This window comes from Guyparkeria sp. SB14A (assembly GCF_005096345.1).
In the GTDB taxonomy this organism is placed as follows: Bacteria; Pseudomonadota; Gammaproteobacteria; order Halothiobacillales; family Halothiobacillaceae; genus Guyparkeria; species Guyparkeria hydrothermalis.
Map to the genome: position 1 here is coordinate 17,280 of NZ_SWAW01000024.1, position 11,674 is coordinate 28,953.

An 11,674-nucleotide genomic window follows, 5' to 3' on the forward strand; every position below is an offset into this window, starting at 1 on the left:
CCCCGGCGCCGCGTGACGACAGGGAAGGGACATGACAGGACATTCAGCCGATGAAATACGCAGTCTCGATCAACTGATCGAGGAGGCTCGGGGCCTGCCGCCGGCCCCGACGGCCGTGGTCGGGGCCGACGAGGCGCCAATCGTCGAGGCGGCGCGGCACGCCGCCGACGCCGGGCTGATCGAGCCGGTACTGATCGGCCGGGCGGCTCGCATCGAGGCGCTGATGGCCGAGCAGGGCGTGAGCTTCCCGGTGGTCGATGCCGCCGGGCCGGAGCAGGCGGCCCGCGCCGGGGTGGACGCGGTCGAGTCGGGCCGGGTGAGCCTCCTGATGAAGGGGGCGATTCACAGCGACGTGTTCCTGCGGCCGATCATCCGCGAACTGCGACGCGGCCCGCGCATCTCGCACGTGTTCATGGCCGAGATGGCGAGCTACCACAAGCTCCTGTTCATCACCGACGCGGCGATCAATATCCAGCCGGACGTGCGCGCCAAGGTCGAGATCCTGCAGAATGCGGTCAACCTGACCTGGTGGTTGGGCAACCAACGGGCGCGGGTGGCGGCCCTGTCGGCGATCGAGATGGTCAACCCGGCCATTCCCTCGACCCTGGATGCCGCCTGCCTGGCCAAGATGGGCGAGCGCGGCCAGATCGCGCACGCGCAGATCGACGGGCCGCTGGCGTTCGACACGGCGATCTCGGGCGAGTCGGCGCGCATCAAGGGCCTGATCAGCCCCGTGGCCGGCCACGCCGACATCCTGTTGGTTCCGGATCTGGTCTCAGGCAATATCCTCTACAAGGATCTCGAGTACCTGGCCGGGGCGCGTTTTGCCGGCATCGTCCTGGGCGCCTGCGTGCCGGTGGTGCTCACCTCGCGGGCCGATCCCGAAGCGGTGCGCATCGCCTCGCTGGCCCTGGCCCGCGTGGCGTCGCACCGCCAGGCCGAGGTCGACCCGCTGCCGCCGTTCGAGGCCGGCAGCTGCGGTCACCTGCCGCATTGATTGACGCCCGCCCGGCCACGCGGGCGCGTGAAACGCCTCAGACGTCAACGACTGTATAGCCGAAGGATTCCCGACCCATGCCATTGCACGAACTAGCCGGCCAGACGCCACCCCGTGACTTCCTCGTCGACGTGCCCCGTCTGATCAGTGCCTATTACCAGGGCGAACCGCTGGTGGAGGACCCGTCGCAACGCATTTCCTTCGGTACCTCCGGGCATCGCGGCTCGAGCCTCAACGGCTCGTTCAACGAGGCCCATATCGCCGCGGTCACCGCCGCGCTGGTCGACTACCGCAAGCGCGAGGGCACCGATGGCCCGATCCTGATCGGCTTCGATACCCACGCACTGGCCTGGCCGGCGTTCATGACCTGCGTCGAGGTGCTGGCGGCGGCCGGCGTGCGGTTCCGCTACCAGCACGACAATGCCCCCACGCCGACCCCGGTGATCTCCCAGGCGATCATCGCGGCGAATCGCGCCGGCGGGGCACGCTGCGACGGCATCATCCTCACCCCGTCACACAATCCGCCGGCCGACGGCGGTTTCAAGTACAACCCGCCGCATGGCGGGCCCGCGGACACCGGCGCGACCGGCTGGATCCAAGCGCGTGCCAACGAGTTGCTGGCCGATTGGCAGGGAATCGCCCGCCAGCCGTTCGAACGGGCGATCAAGGGGGAGTCGGCCGAGGGCGTGGACTTCATCCGTCCCTACGTGGAGGCACTCGACACGGTCGTCGATATGCAGGCGATCGCCCGCGCCGGGGTGTCGATCGGTGTCGACCCGATGGGCGGGGCGGGGCTGCCGTACTGGGAGCCGATCGCCGAGCACTACGGGCTGGACCTGACCGTGGTCAACCGGCAGGTCGAGCCGGATTTCCGCTTCATCCCGCTCGATCACGACGGCAAGATCCGCATGGACTGCTCGTCGCCCTACGCGATGGCGGGCCTGCTCAAGATCAAGGACCGCTTCGACGTGGCCTTCGGCAACGACACCGACGCCGATCGCCACGGCATCGTCAGCCCCGAGGGCGGGCTGATCAATCCCAACCATTTCCTGTCGGTCTCCATCGATTACCTGTTCGGTCATCGTCCCGACTGGCGCCACGATCTCAAGGTGGGCAAGACCATCGTGTCGAGTTCGATGATCGACCGCGTCGCCGGCGGCCTGGGCCGCGAGGTCTATGAAACGCCGGTGGGCATCAAGTGGTTTCAGCCCGGCCTGACCGACGGCTGGCTCGGCTTCGGCGGCGAGGAATCGGCAGGCGCCACCTTCCTGGCCCGCAACGGCGAGGTCTGGAATACCGACAAGGATGGCCTGACCATGGGCCTGCTGGCCGCCGAGATCCTCGCGGTGACCGGCGAGGACGTCTGGGCGCGCTTCAATCGGCTGATCGACCAGTACGGCCAGCCGTTCTACGCGCGCCGCGATGCCGCGCTCAGCGACGAGCAGAAGGCGCGCTTCAAGGCGCTCGACCCGGATTCGCTTGCCATCGACACCCTGGCCGGCGAGGCGGTTACCGGCATCCGCACGCGGGCGCCCGGCAACGACGCGCCGATCGGTGGGCTCAAGGTGGAAACCGCCAACGGCTGGTTCGCCGCGCGCCCGTCCGGGACCGAGCCGATCTACAAGATCTACGCCGAGAGCTTCCGTGACCCCGGCCATCTCGAGGAAATCTTCGCCCAGGCCGAGCAGGTGGTGGGTGACGCGCTGAATGGGTGATAGCGGCTGCGTGCCATGGACGTGAGGCGGTCAAGCCGCTATCATGCCGCCCTTGCCTGGTGAGGCCTCCTCGCCAAGAACGCGCCCGTAGCTCAGCTGGATAGAGTGTCGGCCTCCGAAGCCGAAGGTCACAGGTTCGAATCCTGTCGGGCGCACCAGACACGGTGATCTGGCATCGCCAACGAAAAACGCCCCCGCGAGCACGGCTCCGGGGGCGTTTTTTCGTGGCGTCAGGGTAGCGTCATGACGTGGGCGGGTCGATGTGATCCGCGATCTGGCGGTTGTGACGCAGGCAGCCGGTCAGCTCGTCGAGCGGCATCGGCCTCGCGAACAGATAGCCCTGCAGGATGTCGCAGCCCCAGCCGACCAGGATGTCGCGCTGGGCCTCGGTCTCGATGCCCTCGGCGACCACCTTGATGCCGAGATGGTGCGCCATCGAGATCACGCCCTGCACGATCGCGGCATCGTCGGCGCTGTGCTCCACGCCCTGGATGAAGCTGCGATCGATCTTGATCTTGTCGATCGGCAGGTGCTTGAGGTAGCTCAGGCTGGAAAAGCCGGTGCCGAAGTCGTCGATCGAGACGCTGATGGTGCTGTCGCGCAGCTGGTGCAGTGTCTCGATGGCCGTTTCCGTCTCGTTCATCAGGATGCCTTCGGTCAGCTCGAGTTCGAGCCGGTTGGCCGGCAACCCGCTGAGCTCGAGCATGCGGCGGATGGTGGCGAGAAAGTTGGGCCGGTTGAACTGCACCGGCGAGAGATTGATGGCCACGCGCCCGTCCTTCAGGCCGTGGTCGACCAGGGTCTTCATGTCGCGACAGGCTCGCTCGAGCACCCACTCGCTCAACGGGATGATCTGGCCGGTTTCCTCGGCGAGCGGGATGAAGGTGGCCGGCGAGATCCAGCCGTGGGTGGGGTGCTGCCAGCGCAGCAGGGCTTCGAGCCCGGCAATGCGGCGCTCCTCGCCCAGCACCAGCGGTTGGTAGAAGACCTGGAAATCGCCGTGCTCGAGTGCCTCCTGCAGGTCATTGCGCAGGCCGACGCGGTGGCGCACCTGGGTGTCGATGTCCTCGTTGAAGATCTGGCAGGTGTTCCGGCCCTGTTGCTTGGCCCGGTACATCGCCATGTCGGCCTGCTGGATCAATGCGGTGGCGTTCTCCTGACCCGGCTCGCTGATGGCGATGCCGATGCTCGCACTCAGGTACAGCTCGTGCTCGTCGATGCGGTAGGGGCGACCGATTTCGGGCAGCAGCCGCTCGGCCACCATCAGCGCCTCGTCCTCGCCGTCGATGTCGGCCAGCAGGGCGACGAACTCGTCGCCGCCGAAGCGCGACAGGGTGTCCTCGGCGCGCATCTGTTCCTCGAGCCGGCGCGCTACCTCGATCAGGATCTTGTCGCCCACGGCATGCCCGAGGCTGTCGTTGATCGGCTTGAACTCGTCGAGGTCGATGAACAGCACCGCCACCCGGGTGCCGCGACGGCGGGTGAGCTCGACGGTGTGCGTCAGGCGATCCTCGAACAGGGTCCGGTTGCCCAGGCCGGTCAACGCATCGTGGGTGGCGTTGAAGGCCAGCTGCGCCTCGTAGGACTTGTGCGCCGAGACGTCATTCTGCAGGCCGACGAAGTGGGTGACCTCGCCGTGCTCGTCCTCCACCGGGGCGATATGCAACTCGTTCCAGAACAGGCTGCCGTCCTTGCGGTAATTGCGCAGCAATACGCGCACCGGCTGCTTGGCGGCCAGTCCCAGGCGGATCTGATCGATGGCGGCCGGATCGGTCTGCTCGCCCTGCAGGAACCGGCAGTTGCGCCCGATCACTTCGTCGGCCCGGTAGCCGGTGATCTGGGTGAAGGCGGCGTTGGTGTAGACGATCGGCAGGTCGGGCTGACGTGCGTCCGCGATGATCACGCCATGGATGCTCGCCTCGACGCTACGCTCGAGTGTGCGCAGGCGCCGTTCCTGTCGCTTGCGGACGGTCACGTCCTTGGCAATGCCGTAGGCGGCCTCGATCCGGCCGTTGATCACCATCGGCAGGAAGGTGACGTCGAACTCGTGCCGGCTGGCGTCGTCGTGCGTGACGGTCAGCTCGGTGACCTGGGTCCGACCCCGCAGGGTGCGATCGACGGCCTCCTGGATGGTCTGTCGTTCGCTTGCGTCGATCAGCTCGATCAGTGATTGGCCGGACAGGTCGACGTGCGGGCGGGCCAGCATGGCCTCGGTGGCGTGATTGAAGGTCTTCAGCCGCCCCCGGCTGTCCAGCGAGAAGACCGCGTCCGGGTTGTAGGCGAACAGCGAGCGGTAGCGCTGCTCGTTTTCCTCGAGGGCCGAGCGATCCCGGTGACGTTCGATGGCAAGCGAGATCAGGTCCGCGGCCCGTGCGATCTGGCGGCGATGGGTCTGCGACGGCGTGCCCGGCTCGCCGCGGTAGCTGGCAAAGGTGCCGAGCACCGTGCCGTCGGAAGCCAGCAACGGGTAGGACCAGCAGGAGCGCAGGCCGTTGTCGGCGGCCAGTTCGGCAAACCCGGTCCAGCGGTCGTCCTTGGCGATGTCTTCGGTGATCACCGGCTCGCGCCGATTCGCTGCGGTGCCGCAGGTGCCGATATCGGTGATCGGGATCATGGTCATTGCCGCGCGGTAGGCGGCGCTCAGGCTGGGTGCCGCGGCGAGATGCAGGTTCTCGCCCGACTCGTCGCTGAGCATGATCGAGCAGCGCGAGTCGGGGTCGTGCTCCTCCATCAGTTCGCAGACCGACGTCAGGGTGTGTTCGAGCGATTCGGAATGCAGGATCATCTGCTGGATGATCTGCTGGGATTCCAGTTCGCGGTGGGCCGCGGCCAGGCGGCGGGTCTGGGCGAGACGATTTTGCCCGAGCGCCAGCATCAGCACGATCAGGTAGGTGATCGCCAGCCCGATCAGGGTGACGGCCGAGGGCAGCAGCGAGGCGATGAGCGGTTGCTGGCCATCCTCGAGGTAGCTGCGGGCCGACAGTGTCGGTCCGAAGGGAAGCGTCAGTTCGCGCTGCGCGAGTACCGCCTTGTGCTCGTGGTGCTCCGGGTCGCTGTAGAGCTCGATATGCACGCCATCGTCCGTGTCGAGGTGAACGGCCAATGGTTGTGCCTGCGGTTGCAGTGCCTGGTGAAGCAGGCTGTCGAAATCGAGCAACGCGAGGAACTGCTTTTCGCGCCGCTGCGGGTTGACCATGGGAACGGCGATCAGGCTGTTGCTGTTGCCGTGGCTGGATGGGTCGTCCAGCAGTAGCAGGCGTGGTGACGGATCGCGCTGCGACAGCCAGTCACGGGTCTGGGGTTTGGCGAGCAAGTCGGCCAGCAGTTCACCGCCACGGCGACCGCGATCGGCGTGCCAGACCACGTCCTGTTGGCGGTCCAGCATGGCCACGACCAGCAGGCTTTGCATGTCGCGCAGGTAGGTTTCGGCCTCCCTCTCGCGAATCGAATCGGCCGTCGGCAGGCTGCCGATCAGTTGCCAGCGTTCCGCCAGGCGCTTGAGGGTGTGGACACGGTCGGTCAGGGCCTGGTGACTGACACTCTCGACGCGGTCGAGCTGGATTTCACCGATCGCCTGCAGGTCGCGGTTGTGCAGCAGCGAGAGCTGGTACCACGCCAGGGCGGCGATCAGGGAGCCGAGCAGCCCCGCCGTCACGGCGATCGATCCCAGTTCGCGAAGATCGCTGTCGCGCAGCCGGCCGGCGAGCAGCATGGCGCCGCCAAACAACAGGGTGAACAGCGCGGCCACCCAGGCGGCCGTCGACTGGAACTGCAGCCATGGCGTGTTGCCGAGCAGCATCCAGAACACCGAGATGGTGCCAAGGAACAGCATCAGCGCGCCGACCCAGCGCCAGGGGCGACGCGCCAGTCGGGAGGTGCCGGGGATCATCAGGCTGACCGCAATGGCGGCCAGCAGCAGGGCGGCCTCGATGGAGAGGTGGTCGTGACCGCCGCCGTGGTCGGGGCTGAGGCTGGCGGGCAGATGGATGCCGTGAGTGGCCAGGCTGTAGCCGACCAGCGCCAGCAAGGCGAGCCCGGCACCGCTGTGCAGTACCCGCCATCCTTGCAGGTGGGCGCCAAGTCCCAGGCCGGCCAGCAGGGCCGCGAGGGCACTCTCGCGCGGCAGTGGCAGACCCAGTGGGCCCGGATCGGTGATCAGCAGCGGCGCGACCAGTCCGACACTGCCGATGGCCAGGCAGGCGGCGACTACCATCAACAGATAGGACTTGGTCAGTAGTGGGCTGTCGGCGGCGGGGGTCATCAGGGCCTGGCAGTACACCGGTGGTTACGCGGGGCGGTCATGTTCGGTCAGTCGGGTCATCGATCCGGACTCGAATCGAGATCGAGTCGGATGATTCCGACCGGAGAGGCCGCCAATGTTGAGCCACGCTAATTGTTTGTCGTCTCTGACACAAATCAAAGTTTTTTGATGGGTTATTCGCGCGGGTTGGCCGTAGCGGCGGCTGGGGAGTATCTGTCGCCTGCTAGATCCAGCGACGCGTGCGGGCGCGGTAGGCGGAGTAGCCGGCACCGAAGCGCTGCGTCAACACGCGTTCTTCGCCGCGAATCTGGAAGCGGTCGATGAACCCGACGAACGCGGCGATGGCCAAAACGCCCGCCGGGTGGCCGAACCAGCAGACCACACCCGCGAGCAGCAAGGCGTCGCCGAGGTAGATCGGGTTGCGGCTGAGTCGGTAGATGCCGCTGGTGACCAGGTGGCGGGTGCGCTCGGGATGGATCGGGTTGATGGTGGTGTGCGCCTGTGCCAGCGAGATCACGGCCGCCAGCATGAGCAGGCCGCCGGTGGCAAACAACCCCCAGGCGAGCCAGGTCAGCCAGGGCCAGTCGAGGGTCGCGCCGGGCCAGAGCGTCGCCAGCGCGTAGACCAGCGCAATGGCAATCAACAGGGCGACCGGAGGGGGAATCAGCTTGGTGAGCATGGCGGGTCTTCCTGACGGTGGTTGCGATACGTGTCCCAGGCGCAGTCTAGTGCCCCCGTGGATCGAAAGACATCCCGGGCCGGGCCCAGCGCGGTTTATACCCGTGGTTCGATAGCCTAAAGTCGGTCGATATTCCCTGCGTTTTCCGTTCGTTGATCGGTGCAAAAACCGTCCAAGGAGAAGATTGTCATGCTGTCCCGACTCAAGAGCCGTTCGGTCCTGCTGACGGGAACCGATGCCGAGAGCAAGCGCGAAGCGGTGCGCGCCTACTTCCACCGCACCATGGATACCTACGAAAAGCTGTTCGAGGTGCTCACCGACGACCAGGCCTTCTACGAGCGCCCCGAACCGCTGCGCCACCCGCTGATCTTCTACTTCGGTCACACCGCGACCTTCTATATCAACAAGCTGGTCACCGCGAAGGCGACCACCCGCATCGACCCACAGCTCGAGGGCATGTTCGCCATCGGCGTCGACGAGATGTCCTGGGACGACCTCAACGACGATCACTACGACTGGCCGACCGTCGACCGCGTACGCGAGTACCGTCGCAAGGTGCGCGAGCGCGTCGACCAACTGATCAGCGAGCTCGACTGGACCCCGCCGGTGCGCTGGGACGACCACCCGACCTGGTCGATCTTCATGGGCATCGAGCACGAGCGCATCCACCTGGAGACGTCCTCGGTGCTGATCCGCCAGCTCGACCTCGAGTGGGTGCGACCGCATGACGAGTGGCCGATATGCGACACGGCCGTGGCCGAACCGGCGGCCGCACCGGTAAACGAGTTGCTCGACGTCACCGGCGGCACCGTGGTGCAGGGCAAGTCGCACGATGCCCCCCTGTACGGCTGGGACAACGAATACGGCCGGCTGGCGACGCACGTCGACGCGTTCCGCGCCAGCCGCATGCAGGTTTCCAACGCCGAGTTCCTCGCCTTCGTCGAGGCCGGTGGCTACGAGACGCCCGAGTGGTGGACCGAGGAGGGGCGCCGCTGGCTGGATTTCCGCGGCGCGGTCCACCCGATCTTCTGGGTGCCACGTGGCGACTCCTGGGGGTACCGCACCATGACCCGGGAGATCGACATGCCCTGGGACTGGCCGGTGGACGTCAACTACCTCGAGGCCAAGGCCTTCTGCAACTGGCTTGCCGAGACCACGGGCAAGTCCATCCGGCTGCCCACCGAGCCGGAGTACGAGCGCCTGCGCCAGGTCGCCGGCGTGCCCGACGAGCCGGAATGGGGCGAGCGGGCGCCAGGCAACATCAACCTCGAGTACTGGGCCTCGGCCTGCCCGGTCGACCGCTTCGCCCAGGGCGACTTCTATGACGTGATCGGCAATGTCTGGCAGTGGACCGAGACGCCCATCGATGCCTTCGAGGGTTTCGAGCCGCACCCGATCTACGACGACTTCTCCGTGCCGACCTTCGACAACCAGCACAACCTGATCAAGGGTGGCTCGTGGATCTCGACCGGCAACGAGGCGACGCGAGATGCCCGTTACGCCTTCCGTCGGCACTTCTTCCAGCACGCCGGATTCCGCTACGTCGAGGGCGAACCGGTGCGCCCGCCGGCCTCGAAGGACGAGAGCTACTACGAGACCGACGCGCAACTCGCGCAGTACTGCGACTTCCACTACGGTCGTTCGTACTTCGGCGTGGCCAACTTCCCGCGGGCGCTGGCCGAGTACGCCCTGCGTCAGATGGAAGGGCGCAACCATGGCGCGGCGCTCGACATCGGCTGCGCCACCGGGCGGGCGACCTTCGAGCTCGCGCCGCACTTCGACTCGGTCACCGGGCTCGACTTCTCGGCGCGTTTCATCCAGATCGCCCAGGCGATGCTCGACGACGGCCAGATCGCCTACGCGCTGCCCACCGAGGGCGAGCTGACCGAGGATCGGGCCGCCTCGCTGGCCTCGCTGGGCCTGGAGCCGCGCGACAACATCGACTTTTGGCAGCAGGATGCCTGCAACATGAAGCCGCATTTCACCGGCTACGACCTGGTGCTCGCCGGCAACCTGATCGACCGGCTCTACGATCCGGGCAAGTTCCTCGACGACATCGCCGGACGCATCAATGCCGGCGGCCTGCTGGTGCTGGCCTCGCCCTACACCTGGCTGGAGGACGTGACACCGCGGGAGCGCTGGCTGGGCGGCTATGTCGAGGACGGTCGACCCGTCACCACGCTGGACACGCTGATCAAGCGCCTCGAGCCGACCTTCGAGCTGGTAGGCGAACCGGCGGACATCCCGTTCGTCATCCGCGACACGGCCCGGCGTTATCAGCACACGGTCAGCCAGGTGACGGTCTGGGCCCGGAAGGCATGAGCCAGACCGATTTCACCCGGCTGGCCCAGTACCCCGGATCAGGCTGCGAGAAGTACGACCGGCGCGGCGAGATCTTTGGCCGCGAGGACGTGATCCCGCTGTGGGTGGCGGACATGGACTTCCCCGCACCCGACTTCGTCACCGAGGCGCTGGCCGCACGGCTCGCCGATGGCGCCTTCGGTTACGCCAAGCCGACCGCCGAGCATGTCGGGGCGATCACCGGCTGGCTGGCCGGCCAGCACGACTGGCGGGTCGCTCCAGAGACGATCGTGCCGGTGCCCGGCGTGGTGCCGGCGATGGCGATGGCCATCCGGGCCTTCACGAGTCCCGGGGCGCGGGTGATCATCCAGCCGCCGGTGTACTTTCCGTTCTTCCAGGTGGTGCGCGACCAGGGGCGGACACTGGTCGAGAATCCGCTGGTCGAGCAGGAGTCGACCGACGGCGGGCGGCGCTACGTGATGGATTTCGAGGCGCTGGAGGCCCAGGCCGCCGAGGCCGAGATGCTGTTGCTGTGCAACCCGCACAATCCCGGGGGCCGCGCCTGGAGCGCGGACGAGCTGGCCCGGGTTGCGGCGATCGGCGCGCGTCACGACGTGATGGTGATCAGCGACGAGATCCACATGGACCTGACCTACCCGGGCATCCGGCACACGCCATTCGCCCGTGTCGCCGAGGCGGCCGGCCGCCGTTGGTTCACGGTCACCGCGCCGGGCAAGACCTTCAACACCGCCGGCATCGGCGGGGGTTACGCCGTGATCCCGGATACCGAGATCCGAACGCGCTTCGATCAAGAGCGCCGCGGCATGCACCTGGGCGAGGGCTCGGTGTTCGGGCTCACGGCGCTCAAGGCGGCCTACACGCAAGGGGCGCACTGGCCGGCCGAATTGATGCGGCACATTGCCGTCAATCGCGATCGCGTGATCGAGGCGACCGAGGACCTGCCGATCGAGCCGATGGCGCCCGAGGCGACCTACCTGTTGTGGCTGGACTGTCGTGGCATGGGCCTGTCGGACGCGGTCCGGGAGCCCGAAGACCGGTCCCTGCAGCGGTTCTTCATCGACGAGGCGGGGTTGGGGCTGAGCCAGGGCATCATCTTCGGCGAGCCGGGACGTGGCTACATGCGTATCAACCTGGCCACGCCGACGCGGGTGATTGAACGCGCCATGACGCAACTGCGCGAGGCCTGGGAGAAGCGGATCGCGAGGCGGCAGAGGCCCGCCTGACGATTTCTCAGGTCAGAGTGGTCTAGTCGCGCAGTCGGGCGTCGAGGTGGTCGACGGCCTCGGCCCAGTCGGCGTCTTCGGCCAGCGATTCACGTAGGAAGCGGCGCTGGTTCTCGTTCCAGAACGGGGCGTCGCTCAAGGCCACCTCGCTCGGCAGGGGGGAATGGCGATCGATGAATGCCTCGATGTCGTCCTCGCCCGCGTCCAGGCCGAGTTGCTCGAACAGTTCACTCAGGGGGTGAAACGGTGGCTGCATGCGATCTCCTCCATCGGACGGGTGCCGGTATCGCGTGTGGAATGCGTGTGGGTCTGGCTTGGGGTTTTCCTTGCTCTCGATTCGATTCTAGTCGCTTTTTTAATGGAATGGCCTGCTCCCACCCTATTACGCTGTTTGGAGGAACAAACCCATTCAGCAACAGAGGAGGAACAGACCTATGTCCATTGCAACGCTCGGCATCGATCTTGGCAAGACCTCAA

7 protein-coding genes and 1 tRNA gene are annotated in these 11,674 nt (G+C 66.8%); 5 read left to right on the forward strand and 3 right to left on the reverse strand.

Going from position 1 to position 11,674, the window contains the following annotated elements:
- Positions 1-31: 31 nt before the first annotated feature.
- The 3 genes from FAZ79_RS09060 to FAZ79_RS09070 all read left to right on the forward strand — a co-directional run bounded on the left by FAZ79_RS09060 (position 32) and on the right by FAZ79_RS09070 (position 2,870).
- Entirely contained in the window at positions 32-997 is a 966-nt protein-coding gene (locus FAZ79_RS09060) for a bifunctional enoyl-CoA hydratase/phosphate acetyltransferase (protein ID WP_136867650.1), read from the forward strand.
- 77 nt (positions 998-1,074) lie between these two features.
- The gene (pgm, locus tag FAZ79_RS09065; RefSeq protein WP_136867651.1) at positions 1,075-2,712 is read left to right on the forward strand and encodes a phosphoglucomutase (alpha-D-glucose-1,6-bisphosphate-dependent); all 1,638 of its coding nucleotides are present in this window, start codon (positions 1,075-1,077) and stop codon (positions 2,710-2,712) included.
- A gap of 81 nt (positions 2,713-2,793) precedes the next feature.
- Positions 2,794-2,870 (forward strand) — tRNA-Arg (locus FAZ79_RS09070).
- A gap of 83 nt (positions 2,871-2,953) precedes the next feature.
- Here the strand turns inward: FAZ79_RS09070 and FAZ79_RS09075 are convergent.
- A complete protein-coding gene (locus tag FAZ79_RS09075; RefSeq protein WP_136867652.1) occupies positions 2,954-6,973 on the reverse strand; it encodes an EAL domain-containing protein in 4,020 nt (1,339 codons plus the stop codon).
- Between the two features lie 223 nt (positions 6,974-7,196).
- Positions 7,197-7,652: an isoprenylcysteine carboxylmethyltransferase family protein gene (locus FAZ79_RS09080; protein ID WP_136867653.1), complete on the reverse strand. Its 456-nt coding sequence runs from the start codon at positions 7,650-7,652 to the stop codon at positions 7,197-7,199.
- A gap of 189 nt (positions 7,653-7,841) precedes the next feature.
- Here FAZ79_RS09080 and ovoA point away from each other — a divergent pair, with 189 nt between their 5' ends.
- Together ovoA and FAZ79_RS09090 are read left to right on the forward strand one after the other, a co-directional pair.
- Positions 7,842-9,974, forward strand: coding sequence for a 5-histidylcysteine sulfoxide synthase (gene ovoA, locus FAZ79_RS09085; protein ID WP_211238829.1), 2,133 nt, complete (start codon positions 7,842-7,844; stop codon positions 9,972-9,974).
- Positions 9,971-11,197 carry a PatB family C-S lyase gene (locus tag FAZ79_RS09090; protein ID WP_136867654.1) on the forward strand — a complete coding sequence of 409 codons (1,227 nt, stop codon included), beginning with the start codon at positions 9,971-9,973 and terminating at the stop codon, positions 11,195-11,197. Before ovoA ends, FAZ79_RS09090 begins: the two co-directional genes overlap by 4 nt.
- A gap of 22 nt (positions 11,198-11,219) precedes the next feature.
- Here FAZ79_RS09090 and FAZ79_RS09095 read toward each other — a convergent pair whose 3' ends face one another.
- Entirely contained in the window at positions 11,220-11,453 is a 234-nt protein-coding gene (locus tag FAZ79_RS09095) for a DUF2789 domain-containing protein (RefSeq protein WP_136867655.1), read from the reverse strand.
- Between the last annotated feature and the right edge of the window lie 221 nt (positions 11,454-11,674).